General features: G+C 29.4%; 27 protein-coding genes, 6 tRNA genes and 1 pseudogene. 23 read left to right on the top strand and 11 right to left on the bottom strand.

What is annotated here, in order from left to right; translation table 11 throughout:
- Position 1: 1 nt before the first annotated feature.
- The 4 genes from F1B92_RS04035 to F1B92_RS04020 all read right to left on the bottom strand — a co-directional run bounded on the left by F1B92_RS04035 (position 2) and on the right by F1B92_RS04020 (position 479).
- Positions 2-89 (bottom strand) — tRNA-Ser (locus F1B92_RS04035).
- A 120-nt stretch (positions 90-209) separates the two neighbouring features.
- Positions 210-283, bottom strand: a tRNA-Cys gene (locus tag F1B92_RS04030).
- Between the two features lie 15 nt (positions 284-298).
- Positions 299-386, bottom strand: a tRNA-Leu gene (locus F1B92_RS04025).
- 18 nt (positions 387-404) lie between these two features.
- Positions 405-479, bottom strand: a tRNA-Gly gene (locus tag F1B92_RS04020).
- Between the two features lie 129 nt (positions 480-608).
- Between F1B92_RS04020 and F1B92_RS04015 the strand changes: the two genes are divergently transcribed.
- The 12 genes from F1B92_RS04015 to F1B92_RS03960 all read left to right on the top strand — a co-directional run bounded on the left by F1B92_RS04015 (position 609) and on the right by F1B92_RS03960 (position 8,710).
- Positions 609-684, top strand: a tRNA-Ala gene (locus F1B92_RS04015).
- 196 nt (positions 685-880) lie between these two features.
- Positions 881-1,096 carry an Arm DNA-binding domain-containing protein gene (locus F1B92_RS04010; RefSeq protein WP_154570619.1) on the top strand — a complete coding sequence of 72 codons (216 nt, stop codon included), beginning with the start codon at positions 881-883 and terminating at the stop codon, positions 1,094-1,096.
- A gap of 4 nt (positions 1,097-1,100) precedes the next feature.
- Positions 1,101-1,805, top strand: a complete 705-nt coding sequence (locus F1B92_RS09460; protein ID WP_326833087.1) for a phage integrase central domain-containing protein — start codon at positions 1,101-1,103, stop codon at positions 1,803-1,805.
- Positions 1,806-1,879: 74 nt separating this feature from the next.
- Positions 1,880-2,980: a phage tail sheath protein gene (locus tag F1B92_RS04000; protein ID WP_154570617.1), complete on the top strand. Its 1,101-nt coding sequence runs from the start codon at positions 1,880-1,882 to the stop codon at positions 2,978-2,980.
- A 3-nt stretch (positions 2,981-2,983) separates the two neighbouring features.
- A complete protein-coding gene (locus F1B92_RS03995) occupies positions 2,984-3,487 on the top strand; it encodes a phage major tail tube protein (RefSeq protein ID WP_154570616.1) in 504 nt (167 codons plus the stop codon).
- A gap of 9 nt (positions 3,488-3,496) precedes the next feature.
- A complete protein-coding gene (locus tag F1B92_RS03990; RefSeq protein ID WP_154570615.1) occupies positions 3,497-3,694 on the top strand; it encodes a hypothetical protein in 198 nt (65 codons plus the stop codon).
- Positions 3,679-3,936: a hypothetical protein gene (locus F1B92_RS03985; protein WP_195836287.1), complete on the top strand. Its 258-nt coding sequence runs from the start codon at positions 3,679-3,681 to the stop codon at positions 3,934-3,936. The genes F1B92_RS03990 and F1B92_RS03985 overlap by 16 nt, the downstream gene beginning before the upstream one ends.
- A gap of 379 nt (positions 3,937-4,315) precedes the next feature.
- A complete protein-coding gene (locus F1B92_RS03980; RefSeq protein WP_154570614.1) occupies positions 4,316-6,682 on the top strand; it encodes a phage tail tape measure protein in 2,367 nt (788 codons plus the stop codon).
- A gap of 118 nt (positions 6,683-6,800) precedes the next feature.
- Entirely contained in the window at positions 6,801-7,103 is a 303-nt protein-coding gene (locus tag F1B92_RS03975; RefSeq protein ID WP_154570613.1) for a hypothetical protein, read from the top strand.
- Positions 7,100-7,588, top strand: coding sequence for a hypothetical protein (locus F1B92_RS03970; protein WP_154570612.1), 489 nt, complete (start codon positions 7,100-7,102; stop codon positions 7,586-7,588). The genes F1B92_RS03975 and F1B92_RS03970 overlap by 4 nt, the downstream gene beginning before the upstream one ends.
- Before the next feature lie 7 nt (positions 7,589-7,595).
- Complete coding sequence (locus F1B92_RS03965) at positions 7,596-7,802, top strand: tail protein X (RefSeq protein WP_154570611.1); 207 nt, start codon at positions 7,596-7,598, stop codon at positions 7,800-7,802.
- Positions 7,793-8,710 (top strand): phage late control D family protein, encoded by a 918-nt coding sequence (locus F1B92_RS03960; RefSeq protein WP_154570610.1) that lies wholly within the window; start codon positions 7,793-7,795, stop codon positions 8,708-8,710. The genes F1B92_RS03965 and F1B92_RS03960 overlap by 10 nt, the downstream gene beginning before the upstream one ends.
- Positions 8,711-9,183: 473 nt before the next feature.
- On the opposite strand, the gene msrB is transcribed toward F1B92_RS03960, so the two are convergent.
- The gene (gene msrB, locus F1B92_RS03955; protein ID WP_154570609.1) at positions 9,184-10,179 is read right to left on the bottom strand and encodes a peptide-methionine (R)-S-oxide reductase MsrB; all 996 of its coding nucleotides are present in this window, start codon (positions 10,177-10,179) and stop codon (positions 9,184-9,186) included.
- 328 nt (positions 10,180-10,507) lie between these two features.
- Between msrB and metE the strand changes: the two genes are divergently transcribed.
- The 3 genes from metE (at position 10,508) to F1B92_RS03940 (ending at position 14,912) form a co-directional block, all read left to right on the top strand.
- Positions 10,508-12,748: a 5-methyltetrahydropteroyltriglutamate--homocysteine S-methyltransferase gene (metE, locus tag F1B92_RS03950; RefSeq protein ID WP_154570608.1), complete on the top strand. Its 2,241-nt coding sequence runs from the start codon at positions 10,508-10,510 to the stop codon at positions 12,746-12,748.
- A gap of 1 nt (position 12,749) precedes the next feature.
- A complete protein-coding gene (locus F1B92_RS03945; RefSeq protein ID WP_154570607.1) occupies positions 12,750-13,631 on the top strand; it encodes a methylenetetrahydrofolate reductase in 882 nt (293 codons plus the stop codon).
- Between the two features lie 621 nt (positions 13,632-14,252).
- Positions 14,253-14,912 carry an outer membrane beta-barrel protein gene (locus F1B92_RS03940; protein WP_154570606.1) on the top strand — a complete coding sequence of 220 codons (660 nt, stop codon included), beginning with the start codon at positions 14,253-14,255 and terminating at the stop codon, positions 14,910-14,912.
- Positions 14,913-16,258: 1,346 nt separating this feature from the next.
- Here the strand turns inward: F1B92_RS03940 and F1B92_RS09110 are convergent.
- Positions 16,259-16,552: a hypothetical protein gene (locus F1B92_RS09110; RefSeq protein WP_229770915.1), complete on the bottom strand. Its 294-nt coding sequence runs from the start codon at positions 16,550-16,552 to the stop codon at positions 16,259-16,261.
- Between the two features lie 24 nt (positions 16,553-16,576).
- Positions 16,577-16,744: pseudogene (locus tag F1B92_RS09495) on the bottom strand (helix-turn-helix domain-containing protein); the annotation flags it as partial.
- Positions 16,745-16,770: 26 nt separating this feature from the next.
- Here F1B92_RS09495 and F1B92_RS03930 point away from each other — a divergent pair.
- From F1B92_RS03930 to F1B92_RS03900, 8 genes are read left to right on the top strand one after another with little or no spacing between them, the layout of a single operon-like run.
- Positions 16,771-16,986, top strand: a complete 216-nt coding sequence (locus tag F1B92_RS03930) for a MerR family transcriptional regulator (protein ID WP_154570605.1) — start codon at positions 16,771-16,773, stop codon at positions 16,984-16,986.
- Positions 16,986-17,312, top strand: a complete 327-nt coding sequence (locus tag F1B92_RS03925) for a hypothetical protein (protein WP_154570604.1) — start codon at positions 16,986-16,988, stop codon at positions 17,310-17,312. The genes F1B92_RS03930 and F1B92_RS03925 overlap by 1 nt, the downstream gene beginning before the upstream one ends.
- 9 nt (positions 17,313-17,321) lie before the next feature.
- The gene (locus F1B92_RS03920; RefSeq protein WP_154570603.1) at positions 17,322-17,519 is read left to right on the top strand and encodes a hypothetical protein; all 198 of its coding nucleotides are present in this window, start codon (positions 17,322-17,324) and stop codon (positions 17,517-17,519) included.
- Positions 17,500-18,003, top strand: coding sequence for a hypothetical protein (locus tag F1B92_RS03915; RefSeq protein WP_154570602.1), 504 nt, complete (start codon positions 17,500-17,502; stop codon positions 18,001-18,003). The genes F1B92_RS03920 and F1B92_RS03915 overlap by 20 nt, the downstream gene beginning before the upstream one ends.
- 42 nt (positions 18,004-18,045) lie before the next feature.
- Entirely contained in the window at positions 18,046-18,495 is a 450-nt protein-coding gene (locus F1B92_RS03910) for a hypothetical protein (protein WP_154570601.1), read from the top strand.
- 4 nt (positions 18,496-18,499) lie between these two features.
- A complete protein-coding gene (locus tag F1B92_RS09105) occupies positions 18,500-18,643 on the top strand; it encodes a hypothetical protein (RefSeq protein ID WP_229770914.1) in 144 nt (47 codons plus the stop codon).
- Positions 18,637-19,200 carry an ATP-binding protein gene (locus F1B92_RS03905; protein ID WP_326833086.1) on the top strand — a complete coding sequence of 188 codons (564 nt, stop codon included), beginning with the start codon at positions 18,637-18,639 and terminating at the stop codon, positions 19,198-19,200. Before F1B92_RS09105 ends, F1B92_RS03905 begins: the two co-directional genes overlap by 7 nt.
- Positions 19,194-19,463 (top strand): hypothetical protein, encoded by a 270-nt coding sequence (locus F1B92_RS03900; RefSeq protein WP_195836286.1) that lies wholly within the window; start codon positions 19,194-19,196, stop codon positions 19,461-19,463. Before F1B92_RS03905 ends, F1B92_RS03900 begins: the two co-directional genes overlap by 7 nt.
- 202 nt (positions 19,464-19,665) lie before the next feature.
- On the opposite strand, the gene F1B92_RS09100 is transcribed toward F1B92_RS03900, so the two are convergent.
- From F1B92_RS09100 to F1B92_RS03890, 4 genes are all read right to left on the bottom strand, one after another.
- On the bottom strand, positions 19,666-20,088 hold the full coding sequence (locus F1B92_RS09100; protein WP_229770913.1) for a tyrosine-type recombinase/integrase: 423 nt from the start codon (positions 20,086-20,088) through the stop codon (positions 19,666-19,668).
- Between the two features lie 18 nt (positions 20,089-20,106).
- Positions 20,107-20,562, bottom strand: coding sequence for a phage integrase central domain-containing protein (locus F1B92_RS09095; protein WP_407643628.1), 456 nt, complete (start codon positions 20,560-20,562; stop codon positions 20,107-20,109).
- 35 nt (positions 20,563-20,597) lie between these two features.
- Positions 20,598-20,933, bottom strand: coding sequence for an integrase arm-type DNA-binding domain-containing protein (locus tag F1B92_RS09090; protein ID WP_229770911.1), 336 nt, complete (start codon positions 20,931-20,933; stop codon positions 20,598-20,600).
- Between the two features lie 181 nt (positions 20,934-21,114).
- Positions 21,115-21,190 (bottom strand) — tRNA-Ala (locus F1B92_RS03890).
- Positions 21,191-21,339 lie beyond the last annotated feature (149 nt).

Here is a 21,339-nt window from a genome sequence, read left to right as displayed (position 1 = left end):
ATGGCCGGAAGATAGGGATTCGAACCCCAGGAGGTGTTACCCTCAACGGTTTTCAAGACCGCCGCTTTCGACCGCTCAGCCATCTTCCGTAAAAATTTTATGTATTCTTCCACTAGATATTTATTTAAATATACTTTATGCCAACTATACGTTTAAATAAATTTATACCATATAACTAACATAAGTGATATTTATACCATTTTGCATTGTGGAGGCGACACTCAGATTCGAACTGAGGATCAAAGCTTTGCAGGCTCATGCCTTACCACTTGGCTATGTCGCCGAACAAAACTACTGGTGGTGCCCGGAGCCGGACTTGAACCGGCACGGAAAAAAAATCCGAGGGATTTTAAGTCCCTTGCGTCTACCAATTCCGCCATCCGGGCACTTAACAAACATCAATATGGAGCGGGAAACGAGATTCGAACTCGCGACCCCAACCTTGGCAAGGTTGTGCTCTACCCCTGAGCTATTCCCGCAATCTAAAACAGAATTGAAATCATAGCAAAAGTAAGCTTAAAATTTTATTATTTTTTGAAAAAATATAGTATTTTTTAAAAATTTCAAGCAAATATAAGAATTTTTATGTAAAATTACACCATCAATATGGGGTTATAGCTCAGCTGGGAGAGCACTTGAATGGCATTCAAGAGGTCGGCGGTTCGATCCCGCTTAACTCCACCATATATCATATAGTTACAAATAATTTAAATTAATAAAGGCTAATTAAAAGCCCATTTTATCGCACTTATTAAGGCTAATTAAGAGTTATTACAGATAATGTAAAATAATATTGAATTAAAGAGTTTTAACGGATATAATACGGAGTAGGAGAAAATATCAAATTTTTACTCCGTTAAAAAATTTAAAAGGATTTAATTTGCCAAAGATACCAACTCCACTTAAAGATATAGAGATTAAAAATATGAAGCCAAAAGAAAAAGTTTATAAAAAAAGTGATGGAAAAGGGCTTTATATATTTATCCAACCAAATGGCAGGAAGTATTTTGCTTTAGAATATAAAAGCCCACTTGATCAAAAAATTAAAAGAGTAAATTTAGGAGATTATCCAAAACTAAGTTTAAAAAAAAGCTAGAGAGATAAGCGAAAAATTAAGGCAAGACGCTAAAGATGGTATAGATATAAAGCTAAAAAATAGTATAGATAAAGATGCAAATTTTAAAACCATAGCAAAAAAGTGGCTTGATATAAAAGCTTCAAATTTAACTCCTAATTATATTAAAAAACAGCATCAGATGTTAAATTTACATGTTTATCCCTATATAGGAAATAGAGATATAAGAACTATAAAAGAGATTGAGATTATAAACTTACTTAAAATACCTGAAAAAGAGGGTATTTATGAAAAGGCTTATCCTGATTGGGGTGGTTGGGGTATTATTAAAATGCATATAAAAGAGTATGGGAATAAAAGGGCAAGTGAGTTTTGCTACAAAGACAGAAATTTGACTGATTTGGTAGAGGACTTTTACAAAAAAAACTTTTGGGATAAGATGGGGCTTGATGATGTTTTTCCATATAGAACGGCTGATTTAATGTTTAAATTTGCAGTCAATGTAGGCATTAATAGAGCCGTTAGATACACTCAAGATGTAGTAGGAGTAAGTGCAGTTGGGATTGCAGGTAGAAACACTTTAAAAGCTTTAAATAGTTATAATCCTATGAAATTTGAAGTGGAGTATAAAGATAAATTTGAAAGATATTATAAAAGACTAGCTGATAATAACCCTACTAGATACGCCCACTTCTTAAATGGTTGGTTAAATAGAGTTAAAATTAGCTAAATATTACAATATATAAAAAACCCCTAAATTTAACTAAACTAATTAAAACTTCCATAATTTACAAAGGAGAAAAAATGGCAAGCAAATTTGGTGTAAATGTTGAGTTACATAATGGCTCACTTAACCCCTACAAAATAGAAAACTCACGGCCGATAGCTTTAGTTGGAGATGATACAACCTTAGATCCTGGATTGCATGTTTTTAGCACTATTGAAAAAGCCCTTGATGAGGTAGGAGAAGGGACTATCAAAAACGCCCTAGAAGACTTTAAAGCTACAGGCATCTATACTCAAATAGTACTATCTAGCTTTAAAAAAGAGGACTCACAAGATGGAGAAAATTTAAAAAGATGCCTTAATGCAATAGATAATCTTAAAAAAGCTGAAAGTTCAGTTAAAGTAAAGCCTAAATTTATTCTAGCACCTGAGTATAACGATAGCGGAGTATATGAGAAGTTAAAGCAAGTTGCTCAGTGGCTAAGAGCAGTTTATGCTATAGAAGTAGATGCCACAACTGAAACAGAAGCACTTTTAGCAGTGGATACTTTACAGACAAAAACAGCTATTATCACTTATCAAAAGGTTGCAAGGGTTGATAAGGTTGTCCGCCCTGCAAGTGCTTTTTTAATCTCACTATATGCCTCTGTTATGAGTCAAACGGAGTATGGATTTAGCCAAACTTACTCAAATAGGGTTATTTCGGGTATTATAGAAGTAGAACAAAAGGTTGAGTTTATTCAAGGGATGGGCTGCGAAGCTGATAGACTTAGAGCAAATGGTATAACAGCAATTATAGCAGATGATGGACTTAGAGCTTGGGGAGGAGAAACAAGAGATGAGGACTTTAGCTCACTTCATACATATGTTATATTTTATACCGCCATAGATACTATCTTTGATGCACAAAAAAGAGCTATTGATAAGAAAATGAGAGATGTGCTTAAAAATGTAGTTGATAGCTTAGAAGCGTTTTATAGAAGATTAGTTGCAAATAATGTCGTAGTTGGCTTTTTAGTTACAGTGCCACAAGATTTAAATGATAATCAAACAGTAGCAGAAGGTAAAATTTACATTAAGCACGAAGTCCAAGAGATGCCTTTACTTAAAAATATTACTAATAGAATTTATAGAGTGGATAACTACTCAATTAAATTAATAGAAGAGCTAAAAGGATAGAAGATGATTAAAAATATATTATCAGCACAAGCAATAACTGGTGGAAATCTTTTTGTTGAGGGTATAGAAATGTTTGGCGAGTTAAAAAGCCACGAGCCACCAACTTTTGAACACGAAGTTATAGAAACATCAGGGCAAATAGGCAAATATGAATATATCCTGCCTACACTTAAACCATTAACTGCAACTTTTACGATAAATAAAGTAGATAAAATCTATTTTGGATTACTTGATACTGCAAAAAGACATAAAATTTATGTTAAAAGTAATCTTACTCATATGGATGGAGAAGTTGGAGTAGTAGTAACTTTTGAGGGAAATTTAAAAGTATTAAATGCTCCAAAATTTGAGATTAATACAGAAGCAGAATTAAGCTTTGAAATGAGTGCAACTTTTGTAAAATATGAAGCAGATAAAGAGACACTTTTGCTTTATGATGTTATAAATAGCATTTATGAAGCAAATGGCAAAGATATTTATGAACCAATTAGAAAAAATATTTTATAAAGGAAATTAATGACAAATAGACAAATATATGAGATAGGGCTTAAAAAAATCAAAGATGATAAAATTTATGAGCTAAAAAGTAAAATAGCAAGAGTTAAAGATAGTATTATTTACTCTTTAAATGAACCAATGGACTTAAAAGAGTTTGAGCTACTTGCAAATGAGTTGATAGATTATAAAAAGGAGTTAGAGTGCTTAAAAAAATAGAACCTGAATTTAAGGAATTCATTTTTAGCGATGGACAAAGTGTAGTTTTAAAAGCTCCAACTTTAGCACAGGTGCAAAAAGCTGAAAATTCAAAAAACGATGTTGAAAAGCTTGTTAGCCTGCTTATAGATATGAGCGATGGAGAGATGGATAAGGAGTTTATAAACTCTTTACCAGTAGCTGAGATAGGAAAGATAAGCGAAGTTGTAGCACAGCTTACAGGATTTAGCGAAAAAAACTAAGAGAAGGTATAGCTTTAATAGGCTATACCTTAAATTTCACCCATAGCGATATAATGAACTTTACATTTAATGAGTTTGTAGATTACTATATGATAGCAAAAAAGCTAAGTGGAGCTAAATTTTAATTTTTTTATATTTAAGCAAATAACTATCTGTTTTATTAACCTTGTTTTTTTCTATAAAAAACTTATGGTATATAAAATAAACTACCTTAAAAGGTAGAACAAAAACAACATATAGAGCAAAAAACAATGGTACAAATAAACCTGCTATAAAGTAGATAATTAAAAGCACTGCCGATTCTATCATTATTCACCCCTTACATTGTATTTAAAAATCTAAAACTTAACTATTATAACATAAAAAAGGCAATGTAAAAATGGCAAAAAACGCAACACTTACCTTTGAAGTAGATCTATCTCAGCTAAATACAGCCCTTAACAGAATAAACCGCGAAACTAGCACTTTAAACCAGAGCCTATCTCGTGGATTAGAAGATGCTATGCAAGCTTACAAAAATGGAGTAAGTAAGCTTTCAATAAAAGGGCTTAGTTTTGAGCAAAAAGAAAAAACCTTTAAAGAACTTGATGAGTTAAAGAAAAAGATAAAAACAACCCAAAAAGCAAAGCTAGACCTTGACATAAGCGATGCTAACAAAAGGCTTAAAAGCTTAGCTGGTAATATCATAGCTACTGTTGGTGTAGTAAAAGGTATAACCGTTCCGATCTCAACTGCCATAGATTTTGAAGAGAGTATGGCAGATGTTAAAAAAGTAGTTGATTTTGATAGCAATAAGGAGCTAAAGGAGTTTAGCGGTGAGATAGTTAAGCTTAGTAGAGTTATCCCTATGAGTGCAAATGAGTTAGCATCTATAACCGCCGCTGGAGGTCAGCTTGGGATTGCTAAAAGTCAGCTTATAGAATTTACTAATGTCGCAGCTAAAATGGGAGTAGCTTTTGATACTTCAGCACATCAGGCTGGAGATAGTATGGGTAAGCTAATGAATATCTTTAATATGGATATAGCAGGAGTTACAAAACTAGGTGATGCTATAAACCATCTCTCAGATAATTCAGCCGCAAAAGCAAGTGAGGTTGTAGAGGTGCTAAAGCGTATAGGTGGAGCATCTCAAACTGTTAGATTAACAGCACAAGAAGCAGCCGCACTTTCAGCTGCGTTTTTAAGCCTTGGTAAAACTCCTGAATTAGCCGCTACTTCTAGCAAAACGCTACTTTTGCAACTTAAAAATATATCATCTTTAGGGGATAAAGCAGAAAATGCCATTGCAGAGCTTGGGCTGACTACAACAGAGCTAGAAAAACAGATGAACATAGATCCACAAAAGACAATTATAGGCTTTTTAGAAGCTGTTAAAAATATGCCAAATCAAGATAAACAACTTCAAATTTTAACTGATTTATTTGGTAGGGGATTTAGTGCAGACATAGCTCTTTTAGTAAATGGACTAGATACATATAAAGATACTTTAGCTAATGTTTCAGATGAAGCTATCTATCTTAACTCTATGACAAAGGAGTTTCAAAACAAAAGTGCCACCACAGCAAACAATATCCAGCTTCTAAAAAACAACATATCAGAAATAGGCATAAATGTAGGAAATGTTTTTTTACCTGCATTAAATAGAGTAGTTAAGGTTATCCAAAAAGTATCTCAAGGAATAGCTAGCTTTGCTAGCAATTTTCCAAATTTAACTAAAGCCATAGCAATAGCAATAACTTCGGTTATATCTTTAAATATAGCACTTTTAAGTATTAAAATGGCAGGACCACTTGCAACCATAGGACTTTCAAGTTTTAGGGCTATGCTTTTAAAACTTCCCATTGATGTTTTGAGTTTTAAAAAATCTTTTTTAGGACTTGATTTTACAAATATAGGGCTTAATGCCACTCTAGCCTTAGCTACTATTAAAAAATCATTTTCAGGTATGGCTTTAGGCGTTATAGCTAGTATAAAAAGCATAAATTTAGCATTTTTAACAAATCCCATTACTTTAATAGCTCTTACTATCGCCGCGGTTGCTTATATTGTATATAGGAACTGGGATAAGTTAAAATCATTTTTTAGTGGCTTTTTCAAAGGCTTATCTCAAGGACTAGAGCCAACCATAACTGCTTTTAAAAATACCTTTAGTGGCCTTAGCAATATTTTTAATTTTTTAAAAGAAAAACTTATTTCATTTTTTAGTATATTTGCAAGAAGTGATGAAAGTAGGGAAAAATTAGCCCAGCTTGAAGCAAAAGGAGTAAGCTTTGGACAAGTAGTAGGAGGAGTTATAAATATGCTTTTATACCCATTTAGAGCCTTAGATAATATAATAACAGCTATAGGACTAAGTATAGATATAATTAAACTAAAGGGCAAGGAGTGGGGAGAAGCACTAAGTAATACCGCTTTAAATGTTGTAAATGATATAAAGGCATTTTTTGAGCCACTTTTTAACTGGCTTGATGGTAAATTTGGATGGGTAAGAAATATGACTAACAAAATCACAAGTGGAGTAAAAGGCTTTTTTGGTTTTGGAAATAAAGAGCCTACTACTCAAACAACGCAAGGTGATCTAAATAAACTCATAGCTGGAAGTCAAATTTATCAAAGTGACAACCACACTACAAAACAAATTAACGATGACAGGATTATAAATATTAACATGTACGGAAGCAGTGCCTCACCGCAAGAGGTTGCAAAATTTATAGATAAAAATAGCTACTATCTAGGAGGGGATTAATGCTTATACAAATAGATAGATACTTTTTTTAGTAAAGCATAATATCGCAGGACTATCAAAAACTCTAAATGTAAATTTAGACAAACAAGATACCCTTACAAGACCAGTTTATTCTCATATGGGAGGATACTCAGAAGTAGTTAGCTTTAAGGCTAAGATTTTGCTTAAGGATATTAAATTTTTTATAGGCTTTGAAACTCTTATAAAGGAAGCAAGACCACTAAGGATAAATAGCTTTGATATGGTAAATTTCAAGCATATTTTTATAACTGAGTATAGTGTAGAACTTGGTAACTTTGTAAAAGGTAGTTTTAATAGCACTATTTACTACACCAAAGAGCTATCCATAACAGGAGCTATCATAGATGACTACAATGAAAGTGCTTTTAATAAATTTGGAGTTAAAGGACTACTTTTATGATAAAGATAGATTTTACTGACAAAGAGATTACAAGGCAAGTAAAAAACGCCCTTAATAGAACTCTTACAAAGGTAAGAAATCTACAAAAAGACTATATTTATGGCAAACATAGTGTTAAAAAGAAGTATCTACATAATAAAAGGCTAAATGGTTGCCGAGCTAGAAGCAGTGACTTAAGCATAAGACTTACATCTACATCTAAATTTATAACCCCTTTTATGCAAGCTAGAGTCGCAAGACCAGATATTGGAAATAAGTTTGGTACTCAAACAAGTAGATATAAAAAAGGTAAATTCTATATCTCTAGTAAAAAGCATAGTGTAAGTGGCTACACAGTAACAGAGGGCTTAACTAGTGGTATAAGAAAAAGACCATATTACTACATTCAAAAAAGAGCAAATTTAGATGATGAACTTTTAGACTTTACTGATGAAGCACAAAACAAAGCTATAGGTATATTTCAAAAAGAGTTAGATAAAGGATAAAAAAGATATGGATATTTATATAGCAAGAGATGGTGATACCTTAGATATGATATGTTTTAAAATTTATAAAACTTTAGATAGTGATATTTATGCTCTTTTTTTAAGAGCAAATGCAGATATTTTGCATAAAGACAGTTTAGATAGAGGGGATTTAGTAAATTTGCCAAATTTAGAGTTAAAAAAAGTTGATGAGGTTAAATATTTATGGGATTAAGAAGCTTTTATAAACCAAGTATAAAAATACTTTATAACGGAGTTGATAAAACAGATGAGTTTAACTGGACTAGCATAAGCATAGAAGACAATGAAAGAGATTTAGCCGATAGATTTATAGCAAATATGAGCTATCACAATGCAAGACCAAGGATGAAAGATAGTATAGAAGTATTTATAAATAATCTATTTTTAGGTAAATTTATAATATCACGTGTGAGCGTGGATTATAAAAAAAGCTTTAGCATAGAGGCTGTGAGTGTTGATTTTATGAGTGATTTTACAAAAAACAAAAACCGAACCTTTGAAAACCAAAGCTATAAAGAGATAATTGAATCTATTGCTAAAGAAAATGGCTATGAAACAAAGATAGATTTTGAGAGGATGGATGAGATTACTGTTTTAGAACAACATGACAAAAGTGATATGAATTTATGTCATAAAATAGCAAAAGATTTAGAGCTAACATTTTGTGTAAAAAATGGGTATTTAATCTTTTATGACAGGGATAACAACAGCCACAGAGTGAATTATTTCTATAACGCAGATGATAGCATCTCCTTAACCTATAAAAAAAGAGAAAAAGAGGTGTATAAAAGCTGTGAAGTTAGATGGCATGATACAAAAGGAGCAAAATATAAAGTTGCAAGAGTTGGCACACAAGAACCTTGTCTAAATATAACATCTATGGCAAAAGATAAAGATAGTGCTTTAAAGCTAGCCAAGAGCAAACTTAAAAATCAAAACAACCTAGAGATTAAAGGTAGTATGGAGATAATGGGTGAAGCATTCTTTGCAGGGGGTTTTATAAATATTTTATTTGATGATGGTAAGACGCATAAATTTATCATCAAAAAAGCCACCCATAAGATAGACAGAAGTTGGACTACAACTATAGAGTTTTTTTAATCTTATTTTTGCATTATAGTCGCTTTACTTTAGTCTATAATTCGGCTCCAAAAAAAAGACCAAAATTTAAAGACTAAAAATAAGTGATAATTTAAGTTTTTTTATAACGGACTTTTTACGGACTTATAAAAACTAATTATTCTAAAATCTCTATATTAACGACTTATAGACAAATTTATCAAACGAGTATAACTCCACCAATAAATTAAATCTTAATTTTTACAGTCAAACTATCTATAAATAACTATTTGTAAATTTCAAAATAGATATTTTATGCAGTTTAATAAAAAACTTACTTAAAATAACCACGTAATAGGTTATCAAAACACTAATAAATTTTAATATTAGCGATAAAATAGCTATTAACTAGTATAAAATTTATAAAATTAAAACTGCTAAATTTTGGCAGAATAAAATCAAAAATTTAAATTCCGCCAAAATTTTAGTGTTTTATTTTTAAATTTAAAATTTAACTATTCTACAAATTTCTTATACTCGCCATAGCCTCTCTCATCCATTTTTTCAAAAGGTATAAACTCTAGTGAAGCACCATTTATGCAGTATCTCAAGCCCCCTTTATCTTTTGGACCATCATTAAATACATGACCTAAATGGCTATTTGCTTGACTTGAACGAACTTCTGTTCTAATCATCATATGGCTAAAATCTTTTTTTGTTTGAATCATTTTTTCATTGATTGGTTTTGAAAAACTAGGCCATCCACATCCTGCATCAAATTTATCAGTAGAGCTAAAAAGTGGCTCGCCGCTTACTACATCTACATAAATCCCTTTTTCATAAAAATTATCATACTCGCTAGAAAATGGTTTTTCTGTAGCATTTTCTTGAGTTACTGAGTAAGAAATATCACTTAATTTTTCTTTTAGCTCTTTCTTGCTAGGAATTTTGTATTTTTTTTCTAAAGGAATGTTTGCTAAATTTAGATCTATATGACAATACCCGCCAGGATTTTTATCTAAATAATCTTGATGATACTCTTCTGCTATAACGAAATTTCTTAGCTCCTCAACTTCAACCACTATCTTTTTATCATAATTTTTTTGCTCATCTTCAATAAATTTTTTAGCTATATCTAGGCTTTTTTTGTCAGTTGTATAAATTCCTGTTCTGTATTGAGTGCCGATATCGTTGCCTTGTCTATTTAAAGAAGTTGGATCAATTACTCTAAAAAAGTGTCTTAAAATATCATTTAAATTTATCTTTTGTTCATCATAGATTAAATGTAAAGCCTCAGCGTGATTTGTATCTTTTAAAATTTGATAGCTTGTATTGTTGCTATTGCCATTTGCGTAACCAACATCTGTTTTTAAAACACCATCAAGTTTTTTAAAATACCCCTCAACGCCCCAAAAACAACCGCCTGCTAAATATATTTCTCTCATTTTTTCACCTCCAATTAAATTTGAAAAAAATATAAATGTAAAAATAAAAATTTTAAAAACTTTCATATAACTTCTCCTAAAAAAATTCTTAAAATATTATCTGAGATTTTTTAACTTTTAATTAAATTTAATAAAACATTAAGTGATTTATTAGTAGAATTACAAAATTCATTTTATTAAGGGAGTTTTGTATGCTTTATCCCATGGAAAAGGGACTTCAAAAAATTTAGATATTTTTGTTTCATTGGTATAAAATTTACTATAATTACCATTTTTAATACAAAAAAGTTATTTTTTAAACTAACTGGCTTTAAGATTCCAATCACTATTTTCGAAATGCGTTAAAATATGTTCAATCAAATATAAAATACAAATAAAATTAAAAGGATAAAATATGATAAAAAGTTTCGTAACTGGTTTTCCGCGAATTGGAGAAAAGAGAGAGTTAAAATTTATTTTAGAAAAGTTTTGGACTAAAAAGGCCGAATTTAGCGAGGTTTTAGAAGTAGCAAATGAGCTTAAAAAAAGACACTATAATTATCAAAAAGATATAGATTTAGTAAGTGTAAATGACTTTTGTTTATATGATATTATGCTTGATCATATTGTTGCATTTAATGCCATTCCTAAGCGTTTTTGCCATCTAAAAGATGAAGAGCTATATTTTGCTCTTGCAAGAGGTAATTCATCTCTTCATGCTCTTGAGATGACAAAATGGTTTAACACAAATTATCATTATATCGTGCCTGAACTTAGCAAAGATACTAAATTTAGCCTAAATTCTAAGAAATTTATAGATGAGTTAAATTTTGCAATTGAAAATAGGGTAAATTTAAAATTTAATCTAATTGGACCTATAACTTTTCTTGCTCTTTCTAAAACTATTGATGATAGTGATAAATTTGATTTATTGGATGATTTGGTTGCTGAATATGAAAAGCTTCTAGGCGAACTTGCTAGCATTAAAAAAGATATAATAATCCAAATTGAAGAGCCGATTTTTTCAACCTCTAAAGGCGAAAATTTAGTTAAATTTATAAAGCCAGTTTATACTAAATTTTCAAGCATTAAAGATCTAAAAATTCTCTTTTCTACGTATTTTGAACACTCTACAAATGTGATAAAAGATGTTATTGAAAGCGGAATTTGGGGAATAGGGCAAGATTATGTTTATGGTAAATTTTGTGAAAAATGTCTGGATTTAATAGCAAATTCAAATTTAACCCTTTTTGCGGGCGTGATAGATGGAAGAAATATATGGAAAAGTGATATATCTAAAAAATTAGAATTTATAAGCAAACTAAAAGAAAAAATTAATCAAAATAGGCTATATGTAGGGACAAGTTGCTCGCTTTTACATGTGCCTTTTAGCTTAAAATATGAAGATAATTTGGATGAAAATTTAAAAAATTGGCTTAGTTTTGCTATAGAAAAACTTGATGAAATTACTCTATTAAGAGATTTATTAAATGGCGTTGATAGAAGCGATGATTTAGATAAAAATATAAAAGCAAATCAAAGCAGAAAAACATCGACTATCGTGCATAAAAAAAGCGTTAGAAATAGGGTTGAAAATTTAACTAAATTTCAAAGAGATTTATCTTTTGAAGAGAGGATTAAAATTCAAAGAGATGAGTTAAAATATCCGATTCTACCAACAACAACCATAGGAAGTTTTCCACAAACTACAGAGCTTCGCCAAATGAGAAATGCTTATAAAAAAGGGCTTATTGATAGCGAAGTTTATACAAATCATATAAAAGATTACATAAAAGATTGTGTTAAATTCCAAGAAGAGATTGATTTAGATGTTTTAGTTCATGGAGAGCCTGAGAGAAATGATATGGTTGAGTATTTTGGCGAGATGTTAGATGGCTTTGCTTTTACAAGCAATGGTTGGGTTCAAAGTTATGGAAGTAGATGCGTAAAACCGCCACTTTTATACGCTGATGTTTCAAGACCTGCAGCGATGACGGTTGAGTGGATAACTTACGCACAAAGTTTAACTCAAAAAATTATGAAAGGTATGCTAACAGGTCCTGTAACCATACTAAATTGGTCATTTGTAAGAGATGATGAATCAAAAGATATAGTAGCAACTCAAGTTGCTTTAGCAATAGCTGATGAGATTAATGATTTGCAAAATGCAGGCATTAAGATAATTCAAGTTGATGAAGCTGCATTTAAAGAGGGATATCCTTTAAGAGATGAAAACATTAAAGATTATGAAAACTCATCCATAAAAGCCTTTAAACTATCCACAAGTTTAGCATTTCCAAAAACTCAAATTCACACTCATATGTGCTATAGCGAATTTAACGATATCATAAAAACGATTGAAGCAATGGATGCTGATGTTATAAGCATAGAAACAGCAAGAAGTGGCAATGAGCTACTAAAAATTTTCAAAGAAGCTGGATATAAGGCTGAAGTAGGGCCTGGAATTTATGATATCCACAGCCCAAGAATTCCAAGCGTCGAAGAGATGGTAAAACAAATTGAAGCTATTTTAGAAGTTTTACCAAAAGAACGTCTTTGGATAAATCCTGATTGTGGGCTTAAAACTAGAAAATGGGAAGAGGTTAAGCCAAGCCTTAAAAATTTAGTAGAGGCGACAAAAATTTCAAGAGTTTAATATGCTTTGTGAAAAATTAAAAGAAGGAAGCGTTTTGTTATATGGCATTACGCCTCCTAAAATCGGAACAAGTATAGATAAAACATATGAAATTTCATCAAAATTAAAAAATAGAATTCCATCTGATTTGATAGATGGATTTATTATTTATGATTTGCAAGATGAGAGTTTAAGAAATAGTGATGAGAGAATTTTTGAGTTTTTTGATACGATAAAGCCAGAAATTTATCATGAAAAATTTCTAAATGATTATGAAGCTGTGATTTACAAAGTGGTAAATAAATTTTCAAAAGATGAGTTTTTAAATTTTATCAATAAAAATAAAAATCCTGTCGTTTTCGTAGGATCAAGTTCCAGTAAAGATAGCGTTAAATTTAGCCTAAAAGATGCTTATAAAATCAAAAATAGCCTAAATCCAAATACCTTAATGGGCGGTATTTGCATACCTGAACGACATAATCTAAAAAACGATGAGCATTTTAGAGTGGCTAAAAAAAGCATATTTGGATGCAAATTTTTTATAACTCAAGCCGTTTATGATTTAGAAAGTGCAAAAAAATTTATAGATGATTATGCAAAAATGAGTATAGAAAAAAGACAAATTATTTTTACACTAACTCCTTGCGGTTCGTCTAAAATGCTAAATTTTATGAAATGGCTTGGAATTTATGTAGGAAAAGAGATAGAAAAAACTCTTTTAAACAGTCAAAATATGCTAGAAAAATCAATCTCTCTTAGCCTTGATATGTTTAAGTTTTTAAATACATACTCAAAAAATAAAGGCATATCAATTGGCGTAAATGTTGAGAGCATTTCAAAAACAAAAGTTGAAATTGAAGCATCTATATCACTTTTAAAAGATATAAGAAAAATTTTAAAATAATCACAAAAATGTAAAAATTTTTATGTTGAAGCTAAGACAATATGGTTATTTTATTAAATTTTTCTTTTTGAGCCTTAAAATATTTAAAATTTTCAAAAAATATCTGTATTTAAATTTAATTTAAAATTGAGCCGATTTTTAAAATATCTTTTTTCTGATAGATTTTAATGATTCTAATAAACAAATATTTTTCTATGTTTAGAAAGATAATTTATATACAATTAAATAAAAACTATTTTAGAATCACTAGCAAAACTAAAAACTTAGCTTTACTCATAATTGCAAGCAAAAATTTTACTAAATAAAGATTTTTTAAATTTAGTAGCATTAGAATCAATTTTAAATACATTTGATTTGCTAAAAATCACTACTTGTCTAATATAATTTTTTAAGGCGTTTTATTACAAGTTGTGTTTATCTTTAAATTTAAATGTCGTTTCTATCTTCTTTTTAAAATTGTAGTGCTAAATTTAGTCATATCAATGCTTTTTTGCGATTTAATTAAACCTTATAAAATCACTCTTTGCAATAAATTTTACAATTTCCACCATTTTTCTAAAATTTCAGCCAACTTTAAGGAGGGGGGGGTAAAATTACACGATATTTTTAAGAGGAGAGTAAATGAAAAATTTAGTTAAATTTAGTTTTGTTGCTAGCTTGCTAGTCGCTTCATCATTAAATGCACATAAAGGTGCTTTTGTAGGCGTTGAGGGTATATATAGCAAAACTTCATCAGATATTTCAATCCATCCAGAAAAAAATCATCTTGGAAATAATCAAAAAGTAAAATTTAGCAAATCAACTCCTGGATTTGGTATAAAAGGTGGTTATAATTTTGGTGATTTTAGAGCTTATGGCGGTTATGAGTATTTATTTAAAGCAAAAAATAGCAAAAACGGCAAAACATCCAAAGCCACTACTCACAACCTATATATCGGTTTTGACTACACGCCAGAAATCACAAATGATCTCAAAGCAGTAGTTGGTGCTTATACAGGGACTTCTATTATAAGCGATAAATTAAATAATGATGCTAGCAACGGCGGTGGCGATGGCGTAAGTCACTCAGAAACCTATAGTATCAGCTATAGCGGTACTGGTTGGTTAATAGGTACAAAATTAGGCCTAGAATACATCGTAGCCGATCATCATGGCTTAGAATTTGGTGTAAAGTATGACTACGCTTACTTCAAAAACCATAAAGATAAATCAGGAAACTACATCAATAGCATAAAAAATAGAAATTTAAAGCCTTATCTTAGCTACTCTTTCTATTTTTAATATTTAAAAGCCTAAATAAATCTTATAAATTTAGGCTTTAACAAAACCTAAATCCCATTTATATCTTACATAAAACTTAATTTTCTACCAAAATCGATAGATTTTCAAAAAATACACAATTTTACACACTTTCAAACTAACCTTAAAAAAAGGGGAGGGGGTATAATGCTCATATTATTTTTTTAAAAAGGAGAAAATATTTAAAACGTTTTAAATTTATATCTTTAGCATTAGTTGTCACTTTTGGTTTGTTTGCTGGTTTAAATGGCACTTCTATACCATATAAATCAAAATTTATAATTTATAAAATTTATCATTCAAAGAAGAATAGGAAGCACTTAAAAATTATAGCCTTTGGATAATATAAGCAAGTCTATTTAAAATGCTTTAATATCACTTTTGTTATTAATGATAAAAGAGTTGTGCCTTGCTTAGATTAAGATTATTGGAAGTAGAAATTCTTTTGGCTGTATTATGGACGATATATTTATCTTTTTTTTAAGCGATTACAAACACTTTGTTAATATTATTTATAAGGCGATGCATTGTCTCTAAGTGGCTCTTTCTTGGATTAAAAATAACGTTAAAACGCTTAAAATATTGCTATATTTGACTGTTTTATATCTATATTGTAATATATTTTTCGTGCATTTTTAAAGCTTTTTTGATACAATTCTTACTTATGCCGTTTTTAACTACTTAAGACATCTTTTCTTACTTTTTTAGTGCTGTAAATATTTTCTCTAAATTTTTGATTTTCATATATTTTTTATTACAATAAAGCGAAAAAGTTTTTATATAGCCAGGATTTACATAATCATAACGCTCTTTTAGATTGCCAACTGCTTTAACATATTGCTTTTTTTACTCCTGTCTTTATCTAAAAAATTTGATTTGTTTATATTTGCCATTAGATAGCCTTTAATATGGTAATTTACTCTAAAAATAACCTAATTTATTAGAAATATTACTATATCACAATTGAAATCAAAAATAATTAAAAAAGCTAAAAAGTATGATGAAAATGGAATTCAAGCGAATTATAAAAGATTGATTTAAATTTAAAAATAGCGTTAAGCTCGCTCGTATAATACTCTTTAAATTTCTTAAATACTGGTATTTTAAGCATTTAAAGATTTTTAACTTTGTTAATTACTACGCTATTTATTTTTTATTTATAAAATTTCTACTGAAATTTTAGATTTAATTATGCCTAAAACTTTTACTTCTTTTTCAAATTCTGATTTTAAATTTATAATTATCATCATTTGATGATTTTAAACTAATTTCATCATTGCTAGTAAGTAGATATTGCTTTATAAGCGTATCATTGTTTATTTTAATAATTATCCAATTTGTATTCTCTGATGTTCGTCTTGTATAACTACTAAAATATCGCCATTATTTGCCAATGGCTGGGCTTCTTTACCAACAACTTTTATAAAGACGCACTCGGCATTTTCATATTCTGCTATAAATTTTAAATATTCTATTTTTGTGTTAAGAAATTTTGGTGTTTGTGTATTATTTGCAAAATCTTTTATGCTATTACGAAAAGCTATTATAGTGTCAGTTAGAGATTTTAGTTTTAAATTTGCGGGATCTATATTGTATTTTCTAAAAGCCTCCCATAATTGCATATCTGTATCAAAATACTCATCCCCTATGCCGGTTGCTTGTAAAATTTTATATTTTGCACTTTTATTTAATGGATTTATATTGTTTTCATAAGAAGCTATACTTCCCCTTGTAATACCTGTTCTATTTCCAAATTGAGCTTGACTAAGCCCAAAAGCATTTCTTAAATCTCTAAGTTTTTCACCGGCTGTTATATATAAAATTTTAACAAGGAGATTGAATGAAGGATATTCAAATTCAAAATAAGGAGTGGCTTACGCCTAAACAATTAGAAGCAGAATTTGGCATCACAATAGGAGCTCAAAATAAAATGCGATTAAGAAAAAATTATGTAAATGGGACAAATATTCCATTTATAAAAGTAGGCAAAAGAATTTTGTATTTTAGAAGCGACATTAATGCGTGGCTTTTATCTCTTAGAAAAGGAGCTAAATAATGAATAATTTAATGATAGAAAATATCGATAAAAATATAAAATCTATAAATCAAAAATGCAAACAATTGCTTAGTATTCAAATCAAAATAAAAAATGAAAATGCTAAATATCAAAGAGATTTAGAAAAATTAAAAAATAAACATATGAAAAAGCTCACAAAGCTAGAACAATCGCAAACTCAAATTACTCAATTTTTGTCTCAAATAAATACTCAAATTTCTAATTCAAGCCCTTGTGGCGATGAGATTAGCCATTATACACCCTTACAAAATGCAAGAGTGATAAATGAGATTTTTACGCCACAAGGGCTAAAAAATAATTTATAAGGATTAAAAATGAAAAAATTTAAAAATATTTTTTTTGATGAAGATGATGATGAATGGAAAATAAAGCGAGTTAGAATATACTATCAAAAAGATAATGATGAGGGGCACTATTTAAAAGATATTAATGGAGAATATTTAAAAGATGAAAATGGCGATTTTATTTTCGATCCAAATTTACACGCTCATATTGAATTTTACGCTAGATAAGCAAGGTATTAATAGATATAAATCAAAAGATAGATACAAAATTCACAAAGAACTTCAAACACTAGTAGCAAATGAGCTAGAAATGGAGCGTGATAAAGATTATGCTAGTTTCAAAGAAAGAGCACCGCAACATTTAAATCGCCAAGAGTATGCTAAAAATAAGGCAATTGCTGAGAGAAAAGTATTAAAAGAGCAATATCAAATCCAAGAACATAGATTTTTAAAAGCAGAACTTGCGAAATTAAAAGATATTAATGAGATAAATAAAGAACTAAGAGAGCAGTTAAAACAAAATGGAGCCAATAGGGCTGATTACGCAAAATTAGAGCAAGAAGTAAATTATTATCGCCAAAAAATTAGAGATAGGGAGTTAATCACCAAAGATGAGCTTGATAAATTTAAATTAGATTACCTTAATAAATTAGATGAAAATATGGTAAAAATTATCAAGCTTGAAAATGAAGATAAAACCATTAAAGAGTAAAATCAAACACTACAAAGTCAAATTTTAGAGTTAAATAACTCTTTGGTTGAGATTAAAGATGAATTTAATCTAGCTAGAACAAAAGTTATACAAAAACTACCGCAAGAGATGAAAGATAGGCTGTTTTTGGGAAGTTTAAAAGAACAAGACAATGATAATTATAAAAAATGGGGACATAAAAACTACAAAGAGTATGTTTTAACACAAGAACAAATGATGGAATTTGTAGAAGTTGCTAAACGATATGAAAGCGACTTTTACAATTGGAATGATGAATACGCTATTTGGCAAGAAAAAGATAAAGTAGAAAAAATAACCGAAGCCATTAATCTAGTGACAAACAACATTACGCTTAAAAATCTCAACGAAAAGATAGACAATGCCGCTAAAAATTTAATTGATAAAAATACCATATTTGCTAAAAGATATTTAGAACTTAAAAAAGATTGGTATGGAAATGAAGACAATAAACAAAAAGGAATTAACAGCTAATCAATTGATATATTTTATCAATAGTTACAATAATGTGCTTAGTAGGGTAGAAAAAATGGAAAAAGATAAAAATTCCAAGACAAGCAAAGTAATAGATTTGGAAAATTTAAATCTATTGTTAGCGCCAAAAAGATATAGCGGATTATAATCCAAAATGGCTTTGCTGAGAGTAATAAACTAATAAGTCTTTATGCGATGCCAGGAAGCGGTAAAAGTTTAACAACACTTTATTTAGCTACTTATATGTTTGAAAATAAAGTGATTAAAAAAGTTATTTATGTAGATATGGATAATGGCTTAGGAACACTTAAAAATTGTGGTTTAGAGCAAATTTTAAATAAATATGAAGGACAACTAAAATATATAAGCTCGGCTAAAAAAGCCAAAAAATATATAGACCCAAAAACGCTTATTTTTAGTTTATCGGCGACCGCTAATGAAAATTATAAAGACACTTTAATCATTTTTGACAGCATTAGAAACTTTTTAAGCGGAAGTATGAGCTACGATGACGCAGTAATGCCAACGCTTGATGCACTTCAAAATATGCGAGATTATTATGCTGGCGTTTGGTTTTTAAATCATCAAAACAAACAAGATTTTACAGGAGAAAACAATAAAGCGTATAAGGGAGCAACGGCGTTTTTTGATAGTTGTGATAAAGCTTATTTTATGAAAAAAGAGAAAGAAAAGAAAATATGTTAATTGTAACACTAGAGCCAATGAAGCAACGAGATGATACACAACCGCAAGCCATTATTATTAATACAGCAAATTTAAGTCTTAAATTTGATGATTTTATGCTTTATGCAATGAATGATAAGCAATTTCAAGTCCTTGAATATACAAAAGAGATAATTAAAGATAATCCAAATGGAATAAATCTTAAAAATTTAACTACCGAAATTAGAAGTAGAGATTTGCGGAATACACGCAATAAAAATTTTATTAAAACAATTAGATGGTAAATTTTACAAGATAATTTCAAACAATAAAAAATTTTTTAACTTTTTATCCGCTTTAAGCAAACCATTCATATAAAGCCTTAGAATATTGTATTTTAGGGCTTTACATCCATTAAGAAAACAAAAAAATGAATTTCTATGAATTTGTCATTAAAAAAGAGTTTTTTTCTTTAATAATTAAATAAAATATATTTATTTAATTATTTTAAATTCCAAGTGGCTCAATAGAATTTAAATAATCCACATACCACTGCATTAACTTTGTTTTTTGTTCTATAGTGGCTTTGTCTCTTTCATATGAGTGTTTTACTGCGTTTAACTCTTTATGAGCTAAAACACTCTCAATTACTTCTTCACTTATGCCTAAATTCAAAAGTTCAGCCTTATTTTTAGAGCATATAGTTCTAAATGTAGCCCTAAATCCGTGCGAAGTAGCAATGCCACTATATTTATTTTTGCCACCTAAATTTCTTATAGCCTTGCTTAGTGTGTCTCTATGTAGATGTCCGTTTGCATTAAGGGCTGGAAAGACAAATGAGCTATCAATAATTTTAAACATATGTTGTTCTTTTAATATTTTAAGAGCGTAAGAGCTTAGAGCAATTTCGTGAGTTGATTTGGTTTTCATCTCATCTGCTTTAATAGTCTAAATTTCACTTTCTAAATCCATATTACTCCACTTAGCACTAACTGTATTAAATGGGCGATTAACGCAAAGAATTTGTAGATAGATAGCTCTTTTAGTTGATAAATCAAGCTTATTATCCATCTTTAAATCTATGATAAACTCTTTAATTTTTTCTTTATCGGTTAATGCTGGAAGTCTAGTATCTACAAATTTATCAAGCGTAAAGCGACTAGTAGTAGGGAATACTCTGTGCAGCTCTTTACTTGGATTATAGGTGATATATTCATCTCTTTGAGCTAGGCTGAAAACCTTATCAATATCATTGATTAAGCGGTGGATTGTCTCTAATCTTGAAGTGCGTGGGTTATTTGGATTAAAAATAGCATTTAAAACCGCAAAAATATCAGAATATTTTATAGTTTTTATATCTTTATTGTCAAAGTTTGGCAAGATATAGTTTTGGTGTTGTTTGATTATTTTGGCGATATAGCTTTGGCTTATGCTATTTTTTAGCTTTTGTTTGATATATGTGTTAAATAAATTTTATATAGATATTTTTCATTATTACCCATAATTGTATTTATATCTTTACCACTCTTAAAATATTTTAAAATCGTCAAAGCATCACGCCTAGCTTCAGCTACGCTATAAATACCTTCTCTAAATTCACCTATTTTTTTAAATTTATTTCTTTGATATTCTACCGAAAAAGTCTTCATCCCACTTGGATTTATCCAGATGTATAGCTCTTTTGGATTGCCAACTTTCTTTTTGTATTGTTTAGATAAAATTTCTAAGCTTCTTATATCTTTATCTAATAAATTTGCCTTTAAGATATTTGCCATTTTAATCCTTTTTATCAAAAACTACGCTAATGATTATCCACCACCCTAATAACTACGCAATTTATTTGAAAATAATTATATCGTAAAAGAAAATAAAAATACATAAAAGCATAGAAAAACTTGATTTTATGGTGTTTAAAAGCAAATAAAAAGAAAGAAAAGAAACTTAAAAAAACTTAATTGGTGGAGTTAAGCGGGATCGAACCGCCGACCTCTTGAATGCCATTCAAGCACTCTCCCAGCTGAGCTATAACCCCATATTGATGGTGTAATTTTACATAAAAATTCTTATATTTGCTTGAAATTTTTAAAAAATACTATATTTTTTCAAAAAATAATAAAATTTTAAGCTTACTTTTGCTATGACTTCAATTCTGTTTTAGATTGCGGGAATAGCTCAGGGGTA

It is taken from the genome of Campylobacter portucalensis, from assembly GCF_009690845.1.
GTDB lineage: Bacteria > Campylobacterota > Campylobacteria > Campylobacterales > Campylobacteraceae > Campylobacter_B > Campylobacter_B portucalensis.
This window is presented reverse-complemented; position numbering and strand designations above follow the sequence as displayed.